Annotated in this window: 24 protein-coding genes and 4 tRNA genes; 18 read left to right on the top strand and 10 right to left on the bottom strand. The window is 65.2% G+C overall.

Annotated elements, in window-relative coordinates; genetic code table 11:
* The first annotated feature begins 225 nt into the window (after positions 1-225).
* Positions 226-1635 (top strand): S8 family peptidase, encoded by a 1410-nt coding sequence (locus GGR62_RS07260; protein WP_184407249.1) that lies wholly within the window; start codon positions 226-228, stop codon positions 1633-1635.
* A gap of 270 nt (positions 1636-1905) precedes the next feature.
* Here GGR62_RS07260 and ybaK read toward each other — a convergent pair whose 3' ends face one another.
* Positions 1906-2379 carry a Cys-tRNA(Pro) deacylase gene (gene ybaK, locus GGR62_RS07255; protein WP_184407248.1) on the bottom strand — a complete coding sequence of 158 codons (474 nt, stop codon included), beginning with the start codon at positions 2377-2379 and terminating at the stop codon, positions 1906-1908.
* Positions 2380-2383: 4 nt separating this feature from the next.
* Positions 2384-2869: an asparaginase domain-containing protein gene (locus GGR62_RS07250; protein ID WP_184407247.1), complete on the bottom strand. Its 486-nt coding sequence runs from the start codon at positions 2867-2869 to the stop codon at positions 2384-2386.
* Between the two features lie 499 nt (positions 2870-3368).
* Between GGR62_RS07250 and GGR62_RS07245 the strand changes: the two genes are divergently transcribed.
* Positions 3369-4589, top strand: a complete 1221-nt coding sequence (locus GGR62_RS07245) for a glycoside hydrolase family 30 beta sandwich domain-containing protein (RefSeq protein WP_184407246.1) — start codon at positions 3369-3371, stop codon at positions 4587-4589.
* A gap of 67 nt (positions 4590-4656) precedes the next feature.
* Here the strand turns inward: GGR62_RS07245 and GGR62_RS07240 are convergent, their stop codons facing one another.
* Positions 4657-5001, bottom strand: a complete 345-nt coding sequence (locus GGR62_RS07240) for a DUF2069 domain-containing protein (protein WP_184407245.1) — start codon at positions 4999-5001, stop codon at positions 4657-4659.
* Positions 4998-5594: an NAD(P)H:quinone oxidoreductase gene (gene wrbA, locus GGR62_RS07235; RefSeq protein ID WP_184407244.1), complete on the bottom strand. Its 597-nt coding sequence runs from the start codon at positions 5592-5594 to the stop codon at positions 4998-5000. The genes GGR62_RS07240 and wrbA overlap by 4 nt, the downstream gene beginning before the upstream one ends.
* Positions 5595-5953: 359 nt before the next feature.
* On the opposite strand from wrbA, the gene GGR62_RS07230 reads away from it, so the two are divergent.
* From GGR62_RS07230 to GGR62_RS07215, 4 genes are all read left to right on the top strand, one after another.
* Positions 5954-7231 (top strand): YihY family inner membrane protein, encoded by a 1278-nt coding sequence (locus tag GGR62_RS07230; RefSeq protein ID WP_184407243.1) that lies wholly within the window; start codon positions 5954-5956, stop codon positions 7229-7231.
* Positions 7228-7839 carry a TlpA disulfide reductase family protein gene (locus tag GGR62_RS07225; protein WP_184407242.1) on the top strand — a complete coding sequence of 204 codons (612 nt, stop codon included), beginning with the start codon at positions 7228-7230 and terminating at the stop codon, positions 7837-7839. Before GGR62_RS07230 ends, GGR62_RS07225 begins: the two co-directional genes overlap by 4 nt.
* Positions 7839-8105, top strand: a complete 267-nt coding sequence (locus tag GGR62_RS07220) for an acylphosphatase (protein ID WP_184407241.1) — start codon at positions 7839-7841, stop codon at positions 8103-8105. Before GGR62_RS07225 ends, GGR62_RS07220 begins: the two co-directional genes overlap by 1 nt.
* Before the next feature lie 84 nt (positions 8106-8189).
* The gene (locus tag GGR62_RS07215) at positions 8190-9419 is read left to right on the top strand and encodes a hypothetical protein (protein WP_184407240.1); all 1230 of its coding nucleotides are present in this window, start codon (positions 8190-8192) and stop codon (positions 9417-9419) included.
* Here the strand turns inward: GGR62_RS07215 and ppk2 are convergent.
* The 6 genes from ppk2 to hemA all read right to left on the bottom strand — a co-directional run bounded on the left by ppk2 (position 9401) and on the right by hemA (position 16517).
* Complete coding sequence (ppk2, locus tag GGR62_RS07210; RefSeq protein ID WP_184407239.1) at positions 9401-10183, bottom strand: polyphosphate kinase 2; 783 nt, start codon at positions 10181-10183, stop codon at positions 9401-9403. The genes GGR62_RS07215 and ppk2 overlap by 19 nt on opposite strands.
* A 30-nt stretch (positions 10184-10213) precedes the next feature.
* Positions 10214-10732: a molybdenum cofactor biosynthesis protein B gene (gene moaB, locus GGR62_RS07205; protein WP_184407238.1), complete on the bottom strand. Its 519-nt coding sequence runs from the start codon at positions 10730-10732 to the stop codon at positions 10214-10216.
* Positions 10733-11136: 404 nt separating this feature from the next.
* A complete protein-coding gene (locus GGR62_RS07200) occupies positions 11137-12276 on the bottom strand; it encodes a hypothetical protein (protein WP_184407237.1) in 1140 nt (379 codons plus the stop codon).
* 188 nt (positions 12277-12464) lie between these two features.
* Positions 12465-14159 carry a tetratricopeptide repeat protein gene (locus tag GGR62_RS07195; protein ID WP_184407236.1) on the bottom strand — a complete coding sequence of 565 codons (1695 nt, stop codon included), beginning with the start codon at positions 14157-14159 and terminating at the stop codon, positions 12465-12467.
* On the bottom strand, positions 14156-15241 hold the full coding sequence (prfA, locus tag GGR62_RS07190) for a peptide chain release factor 1 (RefSeq protein ID WP_184407235.1): 1086 nt from the start codon (positions 15239-15241) through the stop codon (positions 14156-14158). Before prfA ends, GGR62_RS07195 begins: the two co-directional genes overlap by 4 nt.
* The gene (hemA, locus tag GGR62_RS07185; RefSeq protein ID WP_184407234.1) at positions 15219-16517 is read right to left on the bottom strand and encodes a glutamyl-tRNA reductase; all 1299 of its coding nucleotides are present in this window, start codon (positions 16515-16517) and stop codon (positions 15219-15221) included. Before hemA ends, prfA begins: the two co-directional genes overlap by 23 nt.
* Before the next feature lie 65 nt (positions 16518-16582).
* On the opposite strand from hemA, the gene GGR62_RS07180 reads away from it, so the two are divergent.
* The 12 genes from GGR62_RS07180 to GGR62_RS07125 all read left to right on the top strand — a co-directional run.
* On the top strand, positions 16583-18271 hold the full coding sequence (locus GGR62_RS07180) for a tetratricopeptide repeat protein (protein ID WP_184407233.1): 1689 nt from the start codon (positions 16583-16585) through the stop codon (positions 18269-18271).
* Positions 18268-18921: a lipoprotein insertase outer membrane protein LolB gene (lolB, locus tag GGR62_RS07175; protein ID WP_184407232.1), complete on the top strand. Its 654-nt coding sequence runs from the start codon at positions 18268-18270 to the stop codon at positions 18919-18921. Before GGR62_RS07180 ends, lolB begins: the two co-directional genes overlap by 4 nt.
* Entirely contained in the window at positions 18903-19790 is an 888-nt protein-coding gene (ispE, locus tag GGR62_RS07170) for a 4-(cytidine 5'-diphospho)-2-C-methyl-D-erythritol kinase (protein WP_184407231.1), read from the top strand. The genes lolB and ispE overlap by 19 nt, the downstream gene beginning before the upstream one ends.
* A 3-nt stretch (positions 19791-19793) precedes the next feature.
* A tRNA-Gln gene (locus GGR62_RS07165) sits at positions 19794-19870 on the top strand.
* 130 nt (positions 19871-20000) lie between these two features.
* Entirely contained in the window at positions 20001-20960 is a 960-nt protein-coding gene (locus GGR62_RS07160) for a ribose-phosphate diphosphokinase (RefSeq protein ID WP_002811729.1), read from the top strand.
* A gap of 109 nt (positions 20961-21069) precedes the next feature.
* Entirely contained in the window at positions 21070-21705 is a 636-nt protein-coding gene (locus tag GGR62_RS07155) for a 50S ribosomal protein L25/general stress protein Ctc (protein WP_184407230.1), read from the top strand.
* A gap of 51 nt (positions 21706-21756) precedes the next feature.
* Positions 21757-22341, top strand: coding sequence for an aminoacyl-tRNA hydrolase (gene pth, locus GGR62_RS07150; protein ID WP_184407229.1), 585 nt, complete (start codon positions 21757-21759; stop codon positions 22339-22341).
* A gap of 74 nt (positions 22342-22415) precedes the next feature.
* On the top strand, positions 22416-23507 hold the full coding sequence (gene ychF / locus GGR62_RS07145) for a redox-regulated ATPase YchF (protein ID WP_184407228.1): 1092 nt from the start codon (positions 22416-22418) through the stop codon (positions 23505-23507).
* A 153-nt stretch (positions 23508-23660) separates the two neighbouring features.
* A tRNA-Tyr gene (locus tag GGR62_RS07140) sits at positions 23661-23746 on the top strand.
* 29 nt (positions 23747-23775) lie between these two features.
* Positions 23776-23849: transfer RNA gene (locus GGR62_RS07135), tRNA-Gly, on the top strand.
* Positions 23850-23882: 33 nt separating this feature from the next.
* A tRNA-Thr gene (locus tag GGR62_RS07130) sits at positions 23883-23958 on the top strand.
* 46 nt (positions 23959-24004) lie between these two features.
* Positions 24005-24654 (top strand): GTP-binding protein (locus GGR62_RS07125; protein ID WP_184407227.1); only part of this gene is annotated, 650 nt, incomplete at its 3' end.

Genomic DNA, 24654 nt, shown 5'->3' with positions numbered 1-24654 from the left:
GCCGTCAGGGGGCGCTGATTCTCCAGCTTCACCCCATGCGATGTCTTGCCCACGTCTGCCCGCTCGGCAGGCGCTGGCGGCGCATGGCCGCTTGGTCGGAACGGTACCGGCCAGGTTCTTCCTGTCGGGCACGTCGCCCGCGCAGTTTCCGGCCCGATCCGCAGTGCGCGGTGAAGCGTCGGTCTTGTCGCCGCAGCTGCGGCACCTCTCAATAAGGAACGATCGATGTCCAATGTGTCGCAACGTCGTGCGCCTTCGCGCACGCTGGTGGTCCTGGGGGTCTGCGCGCTGACCTCGTTGCTGGCGGTGCCGGCGTTCGCCGGGCAGGTCAACCTTTCCGGGCTTGACTCGCAACCCACGCTGGACCGCTTCATCGTCAAGTACAGGGATGGCTCCAGCGCCGCAGTGAGCCCGACCTCGCTGCGTGCATCGCTCACCTCCGTCGCCACCGCAGTGCCGGCACGCGCCGGGCGCGCGCTGGGCCTGAACCACGTGCGGCGTACCGCGCTGGGGTCGGAAGTGCTCAAGACCGACCGTGGCCTGGACCGTGCGGAAGCCGAAACGCTGATGCGCCGACTCGCTGCCGACCCGAGCGTGGAGTACGTGGAGATCGACCAGATCATGTACCCGACGCTGACCCCGAACGACCCGCGCCTGTCCGAGCAATGGGGCTTCGGCACCACCGCAGCGAGCATCAACGTGCGCCCGGCGTGGGATACCGCCACCGGTACCGGTGTGGTCGTTGCGGTGATCGACACCGGCATCACCAGCCACCCGGACCTCAATGCCAACGTGCTGCCGGGCTACGACTTCATCAGCGATGCGGCGCGCGCACGCGACAACAACGGGCGCGACAACAATCCGGCCGACCAGGGCGACTGGCGCGCCGCCAACCAATGTGGCTCCGGTGTGGGGGCTGCCAACTCCAGCTGGCACGGCACCCACGTGGCCGGCACTATCGCTGCGGTCACCAACAACAGCACCGGCGTGGCCGGCACCGCGTTCAACGCGCGCATCGTGCCGATCCGTGCGTTGGGGCTGTGCGGCGGGACCACCTCCGATATCGCCGATGCAATCGTCTGGGCCTCCGGCGGCAGCGTCTCCGGCGTGCCGGCCAATGCCAACCCGGCCGAAGTGATCAACATGTCGCTGGGCGGCAGCGGCAGCTGTTCGAGCACCTATCAAAACGCCATCAACGGCGCGGTGTCGCGCGGCACCACCGTGGTGGTGGCGGCCGGCAACAGCAACGCCAACGTGGCCAACTTCACCCCGGCCAGCTGCGCCAACGTGATCTCGGTGGCGTCCATCACCTCGGACGGTGCGCGTTCGAGCTTCTCCAACTTCGGCAGCACCATCGACATCTCCGGACCGGGCTCGGCGATCCTGTCAACGCTCAACAGCGGCACGACCACCCCGGGCAGCGCCAGCTACGCGTCCTATAACGGCACCTCGATGGCGGCCCCACATGTGGCCGGTGTGGTCGCGCTGGTGCAGTCGGCAGCGACACGCCCGCTGACTCCTGCGGCGGTGGAGACCTTGTTGAAGAACACGGCGCGTCCGCTGCCGGGCGCCTGCTCGGGCGGTTGCGGTGCCGGCATCGTCAACGCGGCCGGCGCGGTGAGCCAGACTCCGTAAGTGCCTCGTGGTGCCAGCGGGCAAGCCGCTGGCACTGCGGAAACCTGCGATGCCGTGCGCAGCAACACGCCCGGTATTCCCACTGCCCCGCTTCTGCGGGGCGGTGGCGTTTCAGCGGATGCCGCCGTGCCGGCGCCCAGCCCCTTTGGCCGGGGTGCGGCAGGCCATCGTCGGTCGGTGGGCGTGCCCTACGACAGCATGCGTCGGCATCGTGCGACTTCGGCTGCGCCACGCACGCCTTGGGAACGATCGTTGGGGCGTTGACACCCGCTAATCGCAAAGGTTGCCCAGCCGCGCCTGCAATGCGGCGGCGATGCCATCGCCTGGCAATTCCAGCAGCAACCCGCGTTGCCCGGCGTTGATCCACAGCGACGGGGCATCCAGTGCACTGGCTTCGATCAGCACCGGCGCCTGGCGTTGTTGACCGACCGGACTGATGCCGCCGACCTTGTAGCCGGTGCGACGTTCCGCATCGGTCACCTCCATCATGCGCGCCGATTTGCCGCTGCAGGCGCTGGCCAGTTTCTTCAGCGACACCCGGCGGTCGCACGGGATCACCACGCAGATGGCCTGGTCATCGACCCAGGCCATCAAGGTTTTCAGCACCGTGTGCGGCGCCAGTCCCAGCGCGTGCGCGGCCTGCAAGCCCTTGGCGTCGGCATCGGCCTGGTATGGGTAGGGGTGCAGCACATACGCCACGCCGGCCGCGTCCAATGCCTTGGTCGCGCGGGTGGCCTTGCTCATGGCGTCAGAGCGACTCGAAGCGGTTGGCGGCGACGTTCTTGCGGACCTTTTCCGGGTTCCAGATGCGCCCGTTCATGGCGATGTAGACGCCGGCCGGCAACGACTGCACCGCACCGACCGCGCAGCCGATGTTGAACTCGGCATCCGAGCCGCGGAAGCGGGCCGGATTCAGGGCGCCGGTCATCACGATGGTCTTGTCGGTAATCGACTGCAGTACCTTGCCGGTGTCCACCATCGAGTCGGTGCCGTGGGTGATCAGCACGTGGCGCGTCGGCTGGGCGGCGATGGTGGCGCGCACCAGTTCGCGGTCGGCATCGGTGATGTGCAGCGAGTCCTTGCGGATGATCGGAATCACCGAGAACCGGAAGGTCACGCCCAGTTCCTTGAGGATCTGGCCGATCTGCGGGTCGCCGATCTGGTAGTCCGATTTGTCGTCGAAGTAGATCTTGTCGATCGTGCCACCGGTAGTGACGATCAGGAGGTCTTCCATTGCTGCGAGTCCTTCAAGCGGGCGCGGTGCAGGCCGCGCAAGGGTCGCCATGATACAGCCCGGCCAAGAGGCCGGCTGTACGTCCGCTACCGCGGCCGGCCGGGCTGGTCAAAACATGCGTGCGTGCAGTGGCGAAATATGCAACAACGGTACATGCGCTTGGGGGAGCCGGCGCAAGCGTGCTGCAGGCAGAAGATGAGCGGGGGGTACGTTCAATCCGCAGCGATCGTTGCACATGATCCTGGCATCGAGCACGCAGCATTCACCGCTACCGGCATCGGCACCGTGTGGATGTTCCAACTCGCGTGTGCATGGCTGCTACATGCGGCAGTGCAAAACACCGCGTGATCCACGCAATGCTCCAGCACGCCATGTGCGTGTCCTGCGTCACGGACGCGAGAATAAGCGGCGGCAGACATTGATTTTTCATCTTGTCGGTCAATAGTGGGCGTGCCTTGAGCACTGCGGTGCCGCCATCGTCCCGTTCCCGGAGAAACGTATGAAAAAAGTCTTGTCGATGCTGCGCGCGCTGACGTGCGCGATGGGCGTTCTGCTGGCGAGTCAGGCAGCTGCGCAGACGGTGACGATCACGCCAGGTCAGACCTACCAGACAGTGCGCGGCTTCGGCGGCATGAATGGTGCCGGCTGGATCGATGACCTGACACCCGCGCAGGTGGATCTGGCGTATGGCAGCGGTAGTGGGCAGATCGGGCTGTCGATCCTGCGCATGCGCATCGACCCGTCCAGCGCCGGCTGGGCGGCCCAGGTGCCCACGGCGACCCGCGTGCGTGCGCTGGGTGGGCTGGTATTCGCAAGCCCGTGGTCGCCACCGGCTTACATGAAGTCCAACAACAGCCTGATCAACGGCGGCAAATTGCTGCCCCGCTATTACGCCGCCTACACCACGCACCTACTCGATTTCGCCAACTACATGGCTGGCAAGGGGGTGCCGTTGTATGCCATTTCCCTGCAAAACGAGCCCGATTGGCATCCGGCATACGAGTCGGCTGACTGGAGCGGTAGCGACTTCGTCAACTATCTCGGCAGCGAAGGCAGCAAGTTCGGCGACCTCAAGGTCATCGTCGGCGAGTCGGTGGGCTTCACTTTCTCCATCACCGACCCCGTTCTCAACAACGCCACTGCGAATCAGGCCACCGACATCGTGGCCGGCCATCTGTACGGCGCGACGCCGCGCGACTACGCGTTGGCGCGCAGCAAGGGCAAACAGGTGTGGATGACCGAACATTACACCGACAACACCGATGCCAACGCCTGGCCGTCGGCGCTGGGTGTGGCCAGCGAGCTGCACGCCAGCATGGCGGCTAATTTCAATGCGTATGTCTGGTGGTACATCCGGCGCAGCTACGGGCTGATCGGCGAAAACGGCGCAGTGAGCAAGCGCGGCTACGTCATGTCGCAATTTGCACGCTTCGTGCGACCCGGCTCGGTGCGCATCGGCGCCACCGAACACCCGTATGCGGATGTCTCCGTCACCGCGTACCGCCGGCCGGACAACACGTTGGTGCTGGTGGCGGTCAATACCGGCAGCAACCATCAGCGACTGGATCTGGTGCTACCGGCCGGCGCTGCCGCGCAGTTCGCCAAATACAGCACCTCGAGCACACTCAATGTCGGCCCCGGCGGCACGTATGCGGTGGTCGGCGGCAAGACCTCGCTGTATCTCGATCCGCAGAGCGTGACCACACTGGTCGGTCAATGAGTGGCAGTGGCCTGAGAGCTGCAACCGGACGCGTTGGCACAGCCTGCGTCGCGCAACTGGACATGCCTCATCGTGGCTGGCGCTTCTTGCCGAAGCGCGCCGCCATGCCGGGGCCGCCGACCAGCGCCACCACCAGCAGGGCCAGCAGCAGTTCGAGCCAGGCCAGCCCGCGTACCCCGGGCTGGCTCCAGGCTGCCATCACGCCATGACTGAACCAGCCCAGCGCAAACACGCCGGCCCAGAATCGCGCGCGCGCGCTGCGCAAGGCCAGCGCAGCCATCAGCGCGGGCGGCAGTGCGAACACCAGCAACGCCGCTAGTTGATGGCGGTCGTCGCGAAACCAGATCACGAACAGCAGCGTCAGCGCGACCAGCGCGGCGGTCAGCAACCAATGGACGGCGCGCAGGCTCATGGGTTGGCCAGCCGCCGCGCGATATCGGCAACCCGGCGGCCCAGCGCACGTGCCAGCAGGGCTTCGTCGTCGCTGGGCTGCGGGTCGCCGCCGGCGCCGGAGACGTGGCTGGCGCCATACGGCGTGCCGCCGCTGGTGGTGTGGCTCAACGCGGCCTCGGTGAAAGGAATGCCGACGATCAGGCAGCCGTGATGCAGTAGCGGCAGGTGCATCGACAGCAGGGTGGATTCCTGGCCGCCGTGCATCGAGGCGGTAGAGGTGAATACGCCTGCGGGTTTGCCGGCCAGGGTGCCGCTGGCCCACTCGGCGCCCAGGCTGTCGAGAAAATGCTTCATCGGCGCGGCCATGTTGCCGAAGCGGGTCGGGCTGCCCAGCAGCAGACCGCTGCAGTCGGCCAGATCGGCCTTGTCCACATAGGGCGCGCCCTCGTCCGGCACCGGCGGGGCGCTGGTCTGGGTCACGGCCGCCACCGGCGGCACCGTGCGCAGGCGCGCGCTCATGCCCGGCACTTCGCCGATACCGCGCGCGATCTGCCGCGCCAGCCGCGCTACCGAACCGCCACGGCTGTAATACAGCACCAGAATCTCCGCCATCGCGCATCTACCGCCTGTGTGAGTTGCCGCAGTATCGGCCAAGCCAGCATGTTGCTGCACGCCGCACCTGCGTGAGCGGGGGTTAGGCACTGCGAGATGAGAAGCGCTGCTCGTCGGCGCCCCGTGCCGGGTTGGCTTGTAGGCAAGGCAGGCCAGTCCGGCACCGCGCCGCCGCTGACGGTCGACCCAACCGAGCCTGTGGCGCGCCGAAACAAGGCTTGCGCTGCAGCCCAGGCTCGCGGCCGTCTGGATACGGCGCGCAACGCGATAGCGCCGCGCCCCGGGCTACTTCGCACTCACTTCGGCGGACATGACACGCGCTGCGGCCGCGACGACGGCGCATCGGGTACCCTTGCGCGATGTTGCGTGTGAACAAACTCGATCAATGGAAAGAGCGCCTGCGCGACCGCGCGCGGACGGTGAGCTTCGGGCGCTTCCTGTGGCGCCGCTTTCTCGATGACCGCCTGTTCCAGGCGGCGGCTTCGCTCGCCTACACCACGGTGTTCGCGCTGGTCCCGCTGGCGATCGTGGTGTTCGGCGTGTTGTCGGCGTTCCCGGCCTTCAACGAATGGAAGGACGCGCTGACCGACTTCATCTTCAATAACTTCGTGCCAGGCGCGGCACGTTCGGTGCAGAACTACCTCAACCGTTCGCTGGAAGACCTGGGCAAGTTCACCGTGGCCGGTATGGTGGCGCTGGTGGCCTCGTTGCTGATCACCCTGCACAGCATCGAGCAGACCTTCAACAGCATCTGGCGCGTGGCCGCTGCACGGCCCAAGGTGACGCGCTTTCTGATCTATTGGACCGTGCTGACCCTGGGCACGATGTTGGCCGCTGCCTCGATGGCGATGGCCGCCTACGTGTTCGCGTTGCCGCTGTTCCGCACCACCGAAGGCCAGTGGCTGGCCGAATTCGCCTGGCGGCTGGCGCCGATGGCGGTCGAGTTCGTGTGCATCGTGCTGATCTACCGCGTGGTGCCGCAGCATGTGGTGCGGTTGCGGCATGCACTGCCGGGCGCGCTGCTGGCGGTGATCCTGATGGAGATCGTCAAATGGGGCTTCGGCTTCTATCTCGGCAATTTCCAGACCTATCAACGTATTTATGGCGCACTGTCGGCATTGCCGATCCTGCTGCTGTGGATCTATCTGAGCTGGGTATCGGTATTGCTGGGCGCCTCGCTGGCGTCGTCGATGGCGGCATTCCGCTATCAGCCCGAAGCGATGCGGCTGCCGCCGGGCTTTGAAATCTATGGGCTGTTGCGGTTGCTCGGTCGTTTCCGGCAGGCGCGGCTCCACGGCAACGGGCTCGACGAAGACCGCATCCTGGCGCTGGAACCCATGCTCACCGACACGCTGATGCAGGAGCTGCTATGCGAGCTCAAGCGCATCCGCCTGCTGCGCCGCGACGAGCGCGGCCAATGGCTGCTGGCGCGCGATCTGGACGTGGTGCCGCTGGCCGAGCTCTACGACAACTGCCAGCTGCGCGTGCCGATCGAAGACCGCCCGTTGCCGTGTCGCGACGATGCCTATGGCCAGGTTGCAGCGGCAGCGCTGGAACAACTGCGTCAACCCTTGCGCAGCGTGCTGTCGCGACCGGTCGGCGACCTTTACACCCACCTCCCCGGAGATCCTCCATGACCGTGCGCCTTGTGCGCGGCGCCTGTGCGCTGCTGTTGCCGCTGCTGTTGCTGACCGCCTGCAAGCCCGCCAGCGAGAGCGCCTCTCCCGCCGGCACGGGCGCCGCGCCGGCAACGACCACCCAGGAACCGGGCAAGCCGGCCGCTGCCGCCGACCCCGCCAGCGCGGCCAACACCTCGGTGGTGCAGCAGACCGCCGACATGCCCAAGCTCTCGCTACCGACCGTGACCGGGCAGACCTATGACCTGGCCGCGCACCGTGGCAAGTGGGTGGTGGTCAATTTCTGGGCCACCTGGTGCGCGCCGTGCCTGAAGGAAATGCCCGAGCTGTCGGCGCTGCACACCATGCGCGACACCATCGAAGTGGTGGGCCTGGCCTACGAGGACATCACCACCGCCGACATGCAGGCTTTCCTGAAGGACCATCCGGTGTCATATCCGGTGGCCATCCTCGACCCGTACCAGCCGCCGCAGGACTTCGCCACGCCACGCGGTCTGCCGATGACCTATCTGATCGGACCGGACGGCAAGGTGGCCAAGCAATTTCTCGGCCCGGTCACCGCACACGACATCGAAACGGTGGTCGGCATCACCGGCAAGGCCGGCTGATGCAGGCGGCGCGCTTCGTCATTACCGGGGTGGTGCAGGGCGTGTGGTATCGCGCCTCCACCCGCGAGCGCGCCGTTGCATTGGGCTTGCGTGGACACGCCCGCAATCTGGTCGACGGCAGCGTGGAAGTCGTCGCTGCCGGTAGCGATGCCGCCCTGGGCGCACTGGAAACCTGGTTGTGGCAAGGCCCGCCGGCGGCAAAGGTCGCGGCGGTGACACGCACGCCCTGCACGATTGCGCCGACTGAAGAATTTGTAACTGGCTGAGTAACCGCCACCGGAGCGGGCCAACAGACTTGCGATGCATCGCCGATAACCTTCTCAACGCGATCAGGCGTGCAGGGGGAATGTATGGCCGCTCCATCTCAAGATCACCATGACGGACACGAACTGCTTGTGCACCGTCGCAATCGGCAACTGACCGAGCTCGCGCCTTGGCTGTATCTGGGCGTCCTGGCGGGCAGTGGCTGGTTGTTGTTTCTGCAGCCGCAAACCCGCCTGTTGCAGCCAGATCAGGCGGCCACCAGCTGGCTGCTGGCCTGGATCTTCGGCGGCATCGTGATCGGTGCGGTGTTGTGGAGCCTGCAGCTTGCACGTCACGGCCTGGGCCAGCCCACGGCCAGCTATCCCCCATCGGCACGCCTGCCGGATTCCTGGACCGACGCCTACGCCGCGCTGTTGCGCCCGACCACCACTGCGCCGGTTGCAGCGTCCAGGCTCGATCCGTCCGGTTCCCAGCGTGGCGCGGCCTGGCACCGCTTCGGCGCCGGCATGCTCAGCGTGGAAACCTTCGACCCCAATGACGCCACGCGCGCACCGTGGGATGGGCTCGATGCCCAGACCTGCATCGCCCGCCTGGACGAGCTGCGCCCTGTATGGCAGAACGCTGCCGCCAATCGCACCCTGCATCAGGAGCGTCGCTACTGGCTGGACGTGGTGCTGTCCCTGCTCGACCACGGGGTGATACGCCCGCTGCAGGACGGCTATCTGCCCGACACCGCCGCACTGCGCACCGAGCGCTTTCTGCTCGGTGCCGACGCCGGCCCGATCGTGCTGACCGATGTACCGGGGCTGTTCGCGCGCCGCCTGGCGCTTGCCATCGAGACGATGCCGAGCCAGCAACGCGAGGCGGCCGGCGTGCAATGGCGTTTGCTGCAGCAACTGCATGCACTGGTCGCAGAAAGTCGCGTGCTGGACGAGCGTTCGCAGGTCATCCAGGTGTTGGCCTGGAACCCGGATGTGGACCTGGAGCAGGTCGAAGTGGCCTACATCCTGGCCGCCGAGTACCGCCAGGGCATGCGCGATTGGTTGCGCCGCGCCGCATTGGTGCGTTTGCCCGACAGCGCGCTACGTCTGGACGAAGTGTTGCTGTCCTCGTGCAGCCCGCTCGACGCGCAGGCCGACGACGTGGATTACATCGAAGCGATGCGTCCGCTGCACCGTGGCTTCATGCAGTTGTTCAGTCAGCGCCTGAGCCAGCTGGTGTTGCAGGCCGAACAGGCCGAACGTCAGGCCGGGCTGTATCCGTTGCCGCGTACCACCGCCGCCAGCGACGAGATTTCTCAGGACTGGCCTGCGTAATCGTCGATCGGCTCCAGCACCCCGTAACGTTCCTTGTGTGGCTTGCCGTCCAACGGCGGCAGCTGCACTTTTTCTTCAGGCACCGTCGTGTCCGGGAGCCGGTCCAGCAAATTGCGGATCAGGCTCAATCGGCCCAGTTTCTGGTCGTTGAAGTCCACCAGCGTCCATGGCGCGTCCGGCGTATGCGTCACCTCAAGCATGCGCTCGCGCGCAGCGGTGTAGTCGTCATACTTGCTGCGTGACTGCAGGTCCACCGGCGACAGCTTCCAGCCCTTGAGTGGGTCGTGGTGGCGTTCGGCAAAGCGCTCTTCCTGTTTGGCCTGATCCACGCACAGCCAATACTTGAACAGCAAGATGCCATCGTCCACCAGCAGCTGTTCGAAGCGCGGTGCCTGCTCAAGAAACGCGTTGTACTGCGCATCGGTGCAATAGCCCATCACCCGTTCCACGCCGGCGCGGTTGTACCAGCTGCGATCCATCAGCACCAACTCGCCGGCCGCAGGCAGATGCGCCGCGTAGCGCTGAAAATACCACTGCGTGCTTTCCCGGTCATTGGGCGTTGGCAGCGCCACCACCCGGCACTGGCGCGGGTTGAGATGGCTGGCGATGGCCTGGATGACACCGCCCTTGCCGGCAGTGTCGCGGCCTTCCACCAGCACCAATGCGCGTTGATTGGTGTGACGCAACCAGCGCGCCATGTTCACCAGTTCCAGTTGCAGCGGTGCCAGCAACGTCTTGTACGCCTTGCGTTTCATGTGCGACATGCGCGTTCCGACAGCGGTGGAGCGCGCAGGCTATTCGCCCAGGCGTGGACGCAGTGTCGCCAGATTGCAGGGTTTGGTACGTGCATCCAGTTGCGCACGCACGATCTTTTCCCAGGCCGTGCGGCAGGCCGAGGTGGAGCCGGGCAGGCAGAACACGAAACTGTGATTGGCCAGCCCAGCGAACGCGCGCGATTGCAGCGACGAGGTGCCGATTTCTTCCACACTGATCGCACGGAACAACTCGCCGAACCCGGGCATGGTCTTGTCCAGCAGCGGCGTGATCGCTTCCGGGGTACTGTCACGCCCGGTGAAGCCGGTGCCGCCGGTGATCAGGATGCCATCGACCTGCGCATCGGCGATCCAGCCGGAGACGATCGCCCGCATGCGGTAGCGATCGTCCGGACACAGCGCACGTTCGTGCAGCACATGGCCGTCGTGGGTGAGGGCAGCGACCAGATAATCGCCGGAGCGGTCATCGGCCAGGGTGCGGCTGTCGGAGACCGTCAGCACGCACAGACGCAAGGGAATGAAGTCGAGATGGGAAGGCATGCGCGCAGCCTAGCGAGCCCGGACGCTCCGGTACAGCGCCACGGTGTGAAGCCGCACATGGTCCGCTGAGGTAGAGCGTTTGGCGGGCATGGGCAGTGGCAACGGACAGTGCGCCCGAAGCCGATAAAACCCTTGCACTCACAGCAGAAGGATTGCGGTGAGGGTGTATCCAGGCGCCGCCGGTCAGTTGCTGGCTTCGGTGGTGCCAAGCGTGGCCGCAGATCGACTCGTCGGCGCGGTCAGGCATCCGATCTGGTCGACGCCGGCGCGACACATCCGGGTGCTGCTCTGCGTCGATCCCCGGCCCCGCTGTTGCCGCGCTATGCCGCTGCCATGACCCGCTAGCCGACAGGTGCGGCATCGACGCGCGTCATTTCGTTTTTCCGCGAGGAAGATATCGCGCGCTATCGATCTTCGAACCCGTCAACGTCCTGTTCCAGTAGCTCAGCCGGGATGTCAATCGCGGTCCACGTGCTGCCATCAAATGTTTGAATGCCGTGCTTTGAATCGAAATAGAACAGGATGTCGTCAACCGCCTGTACTTTCACAGGGTTGGGGATGCCTTCGTTGATCGTCGGGTCAAGAGCAGGGGCGAGTGACGAAAGCATGTGCCCATCGAACCAGTGCAGCGCGTAATCCGATGCGATGACCATTCTGTCCTTGAATTTTGTTATCGATCTCAAGCCATCGCGGTTGTCTTTGAACGATACATCGTGAAAGCCATCGTCTGCATTGCCGATCAGGATCACCCCGTTGTCGCCAACGGCCCAGACCTTGTCCTTGGTTTCAATGAAGATATCCGACAGCGTTGCTGGCTCGGGATAATATTTCCCCGAGCGAGGTGTTGCCACGATGCGCCACGCGTTGCCGTTCCAATGATACAGACGGCCTTCGTAGACGCGCGACGGGCCTTGTGATGCTTCGCGGATCGCGATTGCCTCGTCGTTGCGACCTTGCTGGAAAAGTTCCCTCATCAGGTCCTCTTCCTCTTCTGTCAGAGCTCTGTTTGTGCTTGTTGGAGAGTAGATGACACTCATGTAAATGTCGGTTTCGGACGTTGCACTCAGATCGCCGAAGATCAGGGAATCGTAGCTCGCCGGAGTCTTCGGGAGCCTGTCCTTGTGAAACCAGTCGACGCTCGTCTCGGTCAGTCGATATAGCTGCGAGTGGTAGCCTGTAACGAACAAGGCGCTACCCACCTGGGCAATCGAATTGACATATCCAAGATCGGTTGCGTCATCGGAGTAGACGCCTGCTCCTTCGATCTTTTGATGGGTGGGCGCGGTTCCCATCTGTAGCGTGTAGAGATCGCCTTCATCGCTCAAGGCGTGGATGATGGGTCTGCCGTCTTCCCCCATTCTGCCGGTCAGTCCGTCGATCTTGCACGGTACATCCGAGCGGGTCCATGGCTGCTCCAACCGTCGCTCATAGGTGAGGATATGGGAACGCATATCTTCATAATCCTTGCCGCTGAACACGACGCAGAAGGTGTCCTTGTCCAGCACGAACGCTCTGTCCAGGCGCAATCGATCGTCTGATTTCATACTTCCTCGCTTTAGAGTGGCTAAAGAGCGTGTTGAGCGGTCATCAGGTGGGGGCGGACGGCGCGCGCTCAGAACCGCAGTGTAGGAGGGGGGATGTGCCGATTCCTAGCAGCGTCAGCGCTGCCTGACGTCTGCGCAGTTGTTCTGCGCGCCACCATTAAGTGGAGAGCCAGCGCTGACGACCTAAATCAACCATGTCGCCGCGCCAGTGTCTGTAGTAACTGCGCAAACCCGTCTGCAAATCCATCCATATCAAATAGCCCCGAATCCCGCCGGCACGCGGCCACCCGCGCGTGCAAAGCGATCAGGGTTGCCGGGTCGGTCGCCAGTGCCACCGCCTTGGCTACAAACGCAGCGTCATCGGCTACATTCATTTCATCCAGCCCCAGGTGATGATTCAAGCTGCCGGCCACGCGCGCGGCAAATGTCTCGCCGGGCGTCGTCAGCACCGGGCAACCGGCCCATAACGCATCCGATGCCGTGGTGTGCGCGTTGTATGGATGCGTATCCAGGAACAGGTCGGCATGCCGGTAGCGCGCCAGATACTGCGCGTGCGGCAGCTTCGGCATGAAGACCAGGCGCTGCGCCTCCACGCCTTGCGCCTGGGCCACCGCACGCAGGCGCGCGTCGGCCTCGCCCGGCCCGGACAACAGCCACAGCACGCTGTCCGGCACCGCGCGCAGCACCGCCAGCATGCGCGCCATGCTGCGTGGATTGAGCTTGTAGCTATTGTTGAAGCAGCACAGCACCACGCCATGCTCGGGCAAGCCGCATTGCGCCCGCGACGGCGGTTCGGCGACCACGCGTGAGGTATCCGACGGCTGAAACGCACGGTTCAAGCGCAACACCCGCTCGCTATAGAACGGCTCCAGTGACGGCGGCAGCGCAAACGCATCGCCCAGCACATAGTCCATCCACGGCGCGCCCGACGTGCCCGGATACGCCAGCCAGTTGATCTGCACCGGCGCCGGCCGTAATGCAAAGACCTCCGGTCGTCCGCCGCCGCCCCAGCCGCGCAGATCGAACAACAGGTCGATGCCTTGGTCGCGGATGTGATGCGCGGTGGCCAGGTGCCCGAGCGCGGTGACATCGTGCAGCGTGGTGGCGTGCGCCAGGCGTGCGCGAATCTCGCTGCGGTCGTCATGGCTGGTGGCGAACAGGTGCAGCTGCAAGTCCGGTTGCCGCCGCTGCAGTGCCTCGCATAGCGCCACCGTCAGCAAACCGGTGGGGTGCGCGCCAAATCCATTGGAGACCAAGCCCACCCGCAACGCACCCTGGCCGCGCACGGCAGTCGGCGGCAGGGGGCGCAACACCGAAGCGATCGCCTGCGCGCGCGTCCGTGCACACGCCAGCTGTTCGGCAGCGCTGGCATCCTCGCTCAGGAAGGCGAACGGTTCCACTGCAGCTGCGCCCTGCGCCACCGCGGTGCGTACCTGCGCAGCGAGTGCATCCAGCGCACGCCAATCGCACAGACGGCGGCGCCAGTTGAGCAATTGCGCGGTGATGTACGGCTCGTCGGGCAGCAACTGATGCGCGCGCGCGTAGGCAGCTGCCGCAGCTTCGGCCTGGCCTGCATCTTCCAATGCATGCCCAAGCCACAACGCAATGCCCGGATGCCGCGGCACCTGGTCCGATGCCTGTTGCAACAAGGTCGCCGCGTCGGCATGCCGCTGCTGCGACCAGCGCACCCGGCCAAGTCGCGCCACCGCTTCCGGATGACCCGGATGCAGCAGCAGTGCGCGTTGCACTGCCGCCTCGCCGGCAGCGATGGCGCCCATGCCGAGTTCGGCATCTGCCAGCATCAGCCAGGCGATAAAATCGCCGGGCTGGCGTTGCACCGCCTCGCGCAGCTGCAGCAACTCGCGTGGTACCTGCGCATTCAAGGACTATCGCTCAATCGTGCCAGTTCGTCGGCTTGATGCTCGTGCAGCAGGCGTGCGATCAGTGCATCCAGATCGCCCTCGATGATGTTGGGCAGGTCGTACAGCGTGAGGCCTTCGACACGGTGGTCGGTGATGCGGCCCTGCGGGAAGCTGTAGGTGCGGATGCGCTGACTACGGTCGCCGCTGCCGACCTGCAACTTGCGCGTCTGCGCTTCGGCGGCGGCCGCCTTGCTGCGTTCGGCTTCCACCAATTGCGCCTTCAGCCGCTTCATCGCCTTGTCGCGATTGGCGTGCTGGCTGCGCTCGGTCTGGCATTCCACCACCACCCCGCTGGGCAGATGGGTGATACGGATCGCCGACTCGGTCTTGTTGACGTGCTGGCCGCCGGCACCGGAGGAGCGGAACGTATCCACTTTCAGGTCGGCCGGATTGATGACGATCTCTTCCACATCGTCGGCTTCGGGGATGATCGCCACCGTGGCCGCCGAGGTGTGGATGCGGCCCTGCGACTCTGTCGCAGGCACGCGCTGCACACGGTGGGTACCGGATTCGAACTTCAACCGCGAATACGCGCCGCGTCCGACCACCCGGGCCACCACTTCCTTGTAGCCGCCGTGCTCGCCGGGGCTGTCGGATTCGATTTCGACTTTCCAGCCCTGACGCTCGGCATAGCGGGCATACATGCGGAACAGGTCGCCGGCAAAGATCGCCGCTTCGTCGCCGCCGGTGCCGGCGCGCACTTCCAGGAACAGGTTGCCGTCATCGCGCGGGTCGCGCGGCACCAGCAGCAACGCCAGCTGGGCGTCCAGTTCTTGCAGGCGCGCCTGTGCGGCGGCGATCTCCTCTTCGGCCAGTTCGCGCATTTCCGGATCGTTGCGCATCGCTTCGGCCGCGCTCAGGTCGGCTTTGGCGCGCGCTTCGTCTTCCAGGGCCACGGCCACCGGCTCCAGCTGCGACAGTTCGCGCGACAGCGTGCGGAACTTGTCGTTGTTGTTGACCACGTCGGGGTCGGAGAGCAGGTGCTGCAGTTCTTCGCGGCGCTCGGCCAGCGCTTCGAGCTTACGGCGCAGGGTCGGCGTCATCGGTCCTCACGATCGGGGTAGTGACAGGGGGATGGTGGTAGCCAGGTTTTTCCGGAAACAGCCGCTCGGCCGCGCTGGTCAGTTCCAGGTCGTTGTTGAGCGCCGCATCGCGCAAGGCGGCGGTCGGCGGATGCAGCAACCTGTTGGTCAACGCGTGCGCCAATTGCTCCAGCACTTCGTCGGCCGGCTTGCCGTTGTGCAATTGCTGGCGCGCCTTGGCCAACAGTTCGTCGCGGGTGCTGTCGCCGAAGGCGCGCAATCGCTTCAGCGGTGCCTGGCGCGCGTTGGCTTGCGAGGTCTCGACATAGCGCGCCACCTGTAGGTCGATGATGGCTTCGGCCTGGTCGGCGGCTTCGCGGCGGCTGCGGCGATTGTCTTCGACCGCGCGTTCCAGGTCGTCCACCGTGTACAGGTAGGCATCGCGCAGTTCGGCCACCGATGCCTCGATATCGCGCGGCACCGCGAGGTCGAACAACAACATCGGCTTGCGCTTGCGCGCGCGCAACGCCTGTTCCACCTGCAGCCGTGTCAGCACCGGCTCGCGCGCGGCGGTGGCCGAGAAGACCACGTCGGCCTCGGCGAGATGGCGGTCCAGATCAGTCAACGGCAATGCATAACCGCCGTGCTGGCTGGCCAGCGTCTGCGCGTGCGCAAGCGTGCGATTGGCGATCAGCAAGCGGCGCACGCGGCCCTCGCTCAAATGCTTGGCGGCCAGTTCGATGGTCTCGCCCGCACCGATCAGCAGCACCGTGGATTCGTTGAGCCGGGCGAAGGATTCCTGTGCAAGGCGCACTGCGGTGGAGGCCACCGATACCGGGTTGGCGCCTACGCGGGTGTCGGTCCGTGCGCGCTTGGCCACCGAGAAGGTCTGCTGAAACAAGCGGTCCAGCCCGCTGCCCAGGGCGCCATGCGCGCGAGCCACCGCCCAGGCGTCCTTCACCTGGCCCAGGATCTGCGGCTCGCCCAGCACCATCGAATCCAGCCCGGTGGCGACGCGGAACAGGTGACGCACGGCCTCGGCTTCCTGATGCTGGTACAGATAACCGCTCAAGCCGGGGGCATGGGTATCGAGCCAGGTCACCAGGCTGTGCGGGTCGTCGGTCATCGCATACAGCTCGGTGCGATTGCAGGTGGACAGCAACGCGGCCTCGCGCACCTGCGGCAATGCACGTAACGATTCGAGCGCGCGCGGTAACGCCTCACCTGCGAACGCCGCGCGTTCGCGCAGGTCCACAGGTGCGGTCTGGTGATTCAGTCCGAGCACCCACAACGTCATTGTTCAGTTGCTTGCGATAAGCTGGCGGCCATTCAGGGCCCCATTTTACGGCCCGGTTGCCCCCGATGCCTGTACCGATTCGCATCCTGAGTGTTCTTTTGCTGGCAGCAGTCTCCGCCAGTGCCACTGCAGCACCCAAGAAAGCACCGCCCGCGCCGCCGCCCAGCAGCGCCGGCACTACCTCGCTGGAGCCGGTGCTCGCCGGTGAATTCGCCTTGCAGGCCGGGCAGTTGGACGATGCCGCCCGCGCCTATCTGGACGCCGCCAAGGCCGAAGCCGGCGACGCCGGGCTGGCCGAGCGCGCCGCCCGCATCGCCATGCTGGCCAACGACGATGCGCGTGCGGTCGAAGCGCTGGCGTTATGGCGCGCGCGCGCGCCGTCGTCGATGGCGATGCGCAGCACCGAGGCTTCGCTGGCCTTGCGCCGCAGCGATCTGCGGACCGCGCGCCGCGATCTGCTTGGCCTGCTCAAGGAATCGGACCCGCGCGGTTGGCGCTTCGCCCTGATCGCCCTGGCCAACGGGGGGCGTGAGCCGGAAGCCTCGGCCGACGTGCTCGAAGACCTGGTCAAGGCCGGCGCGATCCCCAACCAGATCGAAGCCTGGCAAGAGTTCGGCCGGCTCGCGCTGCGGATGGAACGTCCGGCGCTGGCCAAGCGCATTGTCGATGAAGTGGTGCGCCGTTTCCCGGAAGAACCGCGCGTGGCCTTGTTGCACGCCACCCAGCTGCAGCAGGAAGGCAAGAACGACGAGGCGCTGGCGCTGCTGAAGAACATCGAGCCGCAGGCGGTCAAGGATTCCGAGTTGCGCGGCGCGCTGGCGTTCGCCTACGACGCGATGGGCCAGACCGAAGCGGCCGCACGGGTGCTGGCGACCGGGCCGCAGGACACCCAGACCTACGGGCTGCGCGCCTCCATGCTGGCCAAGCAGAAGGACAACACCGCGCTGGTCGCGCTGTACGGCGAGCTCAAGCGCAATGCCGCCAAGCCCGACCCGGATCGCCGGCTGTTGCTCGGCAAGATCGCCGAGTTCCTCAAGCGCTACGACGAGGCGGTGGAGTGGTATCGCGGCGTGCCGGGTGGCCCGCAGCTGAGCGAAGCGCGCCTGCGCGCCGCCAGCGCGCTATACGAACTTGGCCGCAAGCCCGAGGCGCTTGCCGAAGCCCGCGCATTGCAGGGCGATGCCACTGCCGACGACGACGCCCGTCGTGATGCCTACGTACTCGAAGCCGAGCTGCACCAGCGCGCCGACGATGCTGCAGGCGAACTCGATGCCTTCGAGCGCGGCCTGGCTGCCTATCCGGACGACGGTGCGTTGCTGTACGCCCGCGGTCTGGCCTGGGAGCGACGCGACGATGTGCCGCGTGCCGAGGCCGACCTGCGCAAGATCCTGGTTGCCGAACCGGAAAATGTCGCCGCACTCAACGCGCTGGGCTACACCCTGGCCGACCGCACCACCCGCTTCAAGGAGGCGCTGGCGCTGATCGATCGCGCCCGCACCGCCGACCCGGACAATCCGGCCATCGTCGACAGCTATGGCTGGGTGCTGTATCGCATGGGCCGTACCAAGGAAGCGCTGGTGCAGTTGCGTCGCGCCTGGGCCCTGGTCAAGGACCCGGAAATCGCCGCACACGTGGGCGAGGTGCTCTGGGTCAGCGGCAAGCAGGACGAGGCGCGGCGTTATTTCGACGAAGCGCGCCGGATCGACCCCGACAACCGCGCGCTGCAACGCGCGGTGGAAAAGTTCGGCCTATGAGCAGCGTGATCCGAACACTGGCCCTGAGCGGGCTGGTGCTCGCCGGGCTGTCCGGTTGCGTCAGCGTGCCGCGCGGGCAGGGCGATGGTGCGGCAGTGGTCGATCAGGTGTCCGATGCTGCGCGCCGCGCCGAAGTCGCACGCCAGGCCTGGCTGCAGGCGCATCCGAACTGGTCGTTCCAGGGCCGGGTGGCGATCAGCAAGGACCGCAACGGTGGCAGCGGCCGCATCGACTGGCAGCAGGATGGCCCGCGCTACCACGTGCAACTCAGTGCGCCGGTGACCCGGCAAAGCTGGGTGCTCACCGGCGACACCACCACGGGCGCCGGTCGGCTGGAAGGATTGGAGGGCGGCCCGCGCAGTGGCCCCGATGCCGAACAGGTGCTGCGGGACGCCACCGGCTGGACCATCCCGGTCAACCAGATGCCCGACTGGGTGCGTGCGCTGCGGATCGCCGGCGCGGGCGCCGAGCGCGTGGATCTGGATGCGGCAGGTCGCCCGCGCACCGTGCAGCAAGACGGCTGGACCATCGACTTTCTCGCCTGGTCGCCAGCCAGCGATGCCCAGCCCGAGCTGCCGCAGCGCATCGAAGCCCGCAACGGCGACGCCAAGGTGCGCCTGCTGGTCGACCAATGGACGGTCTCGCCCTGATGCCGGGGTGGGAGCTGGGCTGGTCGGCGTGGCCTGCGCCGGCCAAGCTCAATCTGTTTTTGCAGATCGTCGGGCGTCGCGCCGACGGCTACCACCTGCTGCAGACCGTGTTCCGGCTGCTGGACTGGGGCGACACCATTCATCTTCGTCTGCGCAGTGACGGCGAGATCCGGCGCATCGGCGACAGTTTGCCCGGCGTCGCCGAGGACGACGATCTGGTGATCCGCGCCGCGCGCCTGTTGCAAGCCAGCGCCGGCACTCGGGCTGGCGCCGACATCCGCGTGGAGAAGCGCATCCCTGCCGGTGGCGGCTTCGGTGGCGGATCGTCGGACGCGGCCACCGTCCTGGTTGCGCTCAATGCCTTGTGGGGCTTGGGTTTGCCGGTCGATGCGCTGGCCGGGCTGGGTCTGCAGCTGGGCGCCGACGTGCCGGTGTTCGTGCGCGGCCGTAACGCCTGGGCCGAGGGCATCGGCGAACAATTGACCCCGTTGACCCTGCCCGACGCGGCCTATGTGCTGGTCGATCCGGGCGTTCACGTGCCCACGCCGGCCTTATTTCGATCACAGGAATTGACGCGGGATGCTGCGCCCGTGAAAATAGCGGACTTCGCTTCCGGTTCTCTGCTCGACAATGCGTTCGAGCCGGTCCTGAGACGCCGTGAGCCCGCCGTCGAAGCGGTGTTCCAGGCGCTTTCCAGGGTCGGTGTACCGCGTTTGACCGGGTCGGGAAGTGGGTGTTTCGTCCAATTCGCCACGCGCGCTGCTGCAGAGCAGGCCATGGCGCAGTTGCCGGATAACCTGCGGGCGTGGGTGGTGGAGGGTGCAGCGCACTCGCCATTGCTCGACGCACTGGACGCACGACAGGTTTGATGCAGGGGCGTCGCCAAGAGGCCCAAGGCACCAGGTTTTGATCCTGGCATTCGTAGGTTCGAATCCTACCGCCCCTGCCAGTTTTTGATGCAGATCCCTCTGCAAAAGCCCGTACATCCATGTGCGGGGATTCAAAGAAAAGCCCGGCATTAGGTCGGCTTTCCTGCTCTACCATCGCCCCCACGCGCTTTGCCGCCGCCGAGAGATCTCATGCAAGACCAACGTAATCTGCTGGTGTTCTCCGGCAATGCCAACAAACCGCTTGCCCTGAGTATCTGCAAGGAGCTCGGCGTCCGGATGGGCAAGGCCCTGGTCACGCGCTTCTCCGATGGCGAAGTGCAGGTCGAGATCGAAGAAAGCGTGCGCCGGCAGGAAGTGTTCGTGATCCAGCCGACCTGCGCGCCGAGCGCGGAAAACCTGATGGAGCTGCTGGTGCTGATCGACGCGCTCAAGCGCGCCAGTGCCGCCTCCGTCACCGCGGTGATCCCGTACTTCGGCTATTCGCGCCAGGACCGCCGCATGCGTTCCTCGCGCGTGCCGATCACCGCCAAGGTCGCTGCCAAGATGATCTGTGCGATGGAGGCCGACCGCGTGCTCACGGTCGATCTGCATGCCGATCAGATTCAGGGCTTTTTCGATGTGCCGGTCGATAACGTCTATGCCTCGCCGCTGTTGCTGGCCGACATCTGGCGCGCCTACGGCACCGACAATCTGATCGTGGTCTCGCCGGACGTGGGCGGTGTGGTGCGCGCGCGCGCCGTCGCCAAGCGTCTGGACGACGCGGATCTGGCCATCATCGACAAGCGCCGTCCGCGCGCCAACGTCGCCACGGTGATGAACATCATCGGCGACGTACAGGGCAAGACCTGCGTGCTGGTCGACGACCTGGTCGATACCGCCGGCACCTTGTGCGCCGCCGCAGCAGCGCTGAAGCAGCGCGGTGCGCTCAAGGTCGTGGCCTACATCACTCACCCGGTGCTGTCCGGCCCGGCGGTGGACAACATCAACAATTCGCAGCTCGACGAGCTGGTGGTCACCGACACGATTCCGTTGAACGAAGCCGCGCGCACCTGCGCCAAGATTCGTCAGCTGAGCGTGGCCGAATTGCTGGCCGAGACCATTCGCCGTATCGCCTTCGGCGAGTCGGTGAGTTCGCTTTACGTCGACTGATTCCGCATTCGGTGCCCGGATGTCCGGGTGCTGCAATCCGTCTCGCCTGGTCGCGGGTGAGACGCTTCATCGCCGCGAGGCGATATTCCAAACCAGGTAGTGAAATTCAATGGCAAAGACACATGAAATCAAGGTCGAGCGCCGCGCGAACGAGGGGAAGGGTGCGAGCCGCCGCCTACGTCACGCTGGCGTCATTCCGGCCATCGTTTACGGTGGCGAACTCGAGCCGGTCAGTATCCAGCTCAACCACGAGCAGATCTGGCTCGCCCAGCAGAACGAGTGGTTCTACTCGTCGATCCTCGACCTGAACCTCAATGGCGACGTGCAGCAGGTGCTGCTGCGTGACATGCAGCGCCATCCGTTCAAGCAGCTGATCATGCACATCGACTTCCAGCGCGTCAGCGCCAACGAGAAGCTCAGTGCTGCGGTTCCGCTGCATTTCATCAACGAGGCAACCTCGCCGGCCGGTAAGTCCAGCGACGTGGTCGTCACCCATGAACTCAACGAAGTTCAGGTGGTCTGCCTGCCGAAGGATCTGCCGGAGTTCATCGAAGTCGACCTCGGTGCGCTGGAAGTGGGCAACGTGGTCCATCTGTCCGAAATCAAGCTGCCGGCCGGTGTGGAAATTCCGGAACTGAAGCTGGGCAAGGAACACGACGTGGCGGTGGTTGCTGCCAAGCACGTGCGTGTCGAAGAAGAAGACGCTGCCGATGAAGAAGGCAGCGAAGGCACCGAGACCAAGTAATCCGTTGGCCGATCCCTCGCCCTGCGCGAGGGACTGGCTGCGGTGACCGGCATGTCTGCACTTCGCCTGATTGTTGGACTGGGCAATCCCGGTCCGGAACACGCGCAAACCCGGCACAACGCCGGGTTTCGTTTCGTCGATACCCTCGTCGAACGGTGCGGCGCCCGCTGGGCGCTGGAGAGTAAATTGTTCGGCGAGACCGCCAGGGTCGATATCGCAGGGCAAACGGTCTGGCTGCTCAAGCCGGCCACCTTTATGAATCTCAGTGGCAAATCGATCACCGCCGCGTTGCGGTTCTGGAAGATCGAGCCGGAACAGCTGCTGGTTGCGCACGACGAGCTGGACCTGGCGCCTGGCACCGCACGGCTCAAGTTCGATGGCGGCCACGGCGGCCAGAACGGCCTGCGCGACACCATCCGCCTGCTCGGACACGGTAAATTTCATCGCCTGCGCGTGGGTATCGGTCATCCTGGCCACAAGGATCGCGTGGTGCCATGGGTGTTGGGACGGGCAGGGCGCGACGACGATGCGGCGATCGGTGCCGCGGTAGATGCCGCCATCGACGTGCTGCCACTGGCGATGCAAGGTAATTTCAACGAGGCGATGAAGCGGCTGCACACGAGCAGAGATGCGTGATTGGGGATTGGGGATTTGCAGCCGTGCGGCCTTGCGAATCTCCAATCCCGAATCCCAAATCCCGGATGTGACCCATGGGTATCAAATGCGGCATCGTCGGCCTGCCCAACGTCGGCAAGTCGACCCTGTTCAATGCGCTGACCAAGGCCGGCATCGCTGCGGCCAATTTCCCGTTCTGCACGATCGAGCCGAATGTCGGCATCGTGCCGGTGCCGGATCCGCGTCTCAATCAGCTGGCCGAGATCGTCAAGCCGCAGAAGCTGATTCCGACCGCGGTCGAGTTCGTCGATATCGCCGGCCTGGTCGCCGGTGCGGCGAGCGGCGAAGGCCTGGGCAACAAGTTCCTGGCGCATATCCGCGAAGTCGATGCGATCACCCACGTGGTGCGCTGCTTCGAAAACGACGACATCATCCATGTGAACAACAAGATCGACCCGATCGCCGATATCGAAACCATCGATACCGAATTGGCGCTGGCCGATCTGGATAGCGTGGAAAAGGCGCTCAACCGTGCCGAACGCAGCGCCAAGGGCGGCGACAAGGAGGCCGCGGCGCGCAAGCCGGTGCTGGCCAAACTGCAGGCCGCGCTGGCCGACGGCAAGGCAGGGCGTGCAGCCGGCCTGGACGACGATGAAAAGGCGCTGGTGCGCGATCTGTTCCTGTTGACGCTCAAGCCGGTGATGTACATCGCCAACGTGCTCGAGGACGGCTTCGACAACAATCCGCATCTGGATGCGGTGCGCGCACATGCTGCTGCCGAAGGCGCGGAAGTGGTGCCGGTCTCGGCGGCGATCGAAGAAGAGCTGTCTCAGCTCGACGACGCCGATCGCGATACTTTCCTGGCCGACCTGGGTCTGAACGAGCCGGGTTTGAATCGCGTCATTCGTGCCGCCTATACCTTGCTCGGCCTGCAGACCTACTTCACTGCAGGCGTCAAGGAAGTGCGTGCGTGGACGGTCAAGGCCGGCTCGACCGCGCCGCAGGCTGCGGCGGTGATTCATACCGATTTCGAAAAAGGCTTCATCCGTGCCGAGACGATCGGTTTCGACGACTTCATCAAGTACCGCGGCGAAGCGGGCGCGCGCGACGCGGGGCGTCTGCGTCTGGAAGGTAAGGAATACCGGGTCCAGGAAGGTGACGTGCTGCACTTCCGTTTCAACGTCTGATCGGCTGCGCGCGGCCTCGATGCCCGCGCGTATTCAGTTGCGACGACGGGCTCAAAATTTTTGTTGACACTGGGTGCATCCCACAACAAAATAACGGGCTGCTTCACCCCGAACCGAAATGCTTCATTGCGCATCGGTCCGGTCGTAAAAGCTGGAGGGATACCCAAGCGGCCAACGGGGGCAGACTGTAAATCTGCTGGCTTACGCCTTCGGTGGTTCGAATCCACCTCCCTCCACCAGTTTCATGTTGTGACATGCAGTTCCCGGCGCGGGAGTAGTTCAACGGTAGAACCTCAGCCTTCCAAGCTGATGGTGCGGGTTCGATTCCCGTCTCCCGCTCCATTGAACGCAAATGCATGGCATAATACAAAACTCGCTCACGTAGCTCAGTCGGTAGAGCACCTCCTTGGTAAGGAGGAGGTCGAAGGTTCGATTCCTTTCGTGAGCACCACTACTCAATCGTCTTCAACTCCAAACGATTACCGAGACTCGCACCCATGGCAAAAGCTAAATTTGAGCGCAAGAAGCCGCACGTGAACGTCGGCACCATTGGTCACGTTGACCATGGCAAGACCACGTTGACCGCCGCGCTGACCAAGATCGGTGCAGAGCGTTTCGGTGGCGAGTTCAAGGCGTACGACGCGATCGACGCGGCGCCGGAAGAGAAGGCGCGCGGCATCACGATCTCGACCGCACACGTCGAATACGAATCCGAGAACCGTCACTACGCGCACGTCGATTGCCCCGGCCACGCCGACTACGTCAAGAACATGATCACCGGTGCAGCGCAGATGGACGGCGCGATCCTGGTGTGTTCGGCCGCTGACGGCCCGATGCCGCAGACCCGCGAGCACATCCTGCTGTCGCGCCAGGTCGGCGTGCCGCATATCGTGGTGTTCCTGAACAAGGCTGACATGGTCGACGACGCCGAGCTGCTCGAGCTGGTCGAAATGGAAGTGCGCGAGCTGCTGAGCAAGTACGACTTCCCGGGCGATGACACCCCGATCATCCATGGTTCGGCCCGTCTGGCGCTGGATGGCGATCAGAGCGACATCGGCGTGCCGGCGATCCTGAAGCTGGTCGAGGCGCTCGACACCTTCATCCCGGAGCCGACCCGCGACGTCGATCGTCCGTTCCTGATGCCGGT

The organism is Xanthomonas sp. 3075 (genome assembly GCF_014197275.1).
GTDB classification, from domain to species: domain Bacteria; phylum Pseudomonadota; class Gammaproteobacteria; order Xanthomonadales; family Xanthomonadaceae; genus Xanthomonas; species Xanthomonas campestris_B.
Note: the sequence above shows the minus strand (reverse complement) of the source record. Positions and strands in the feature narration are given on the sequence as shown.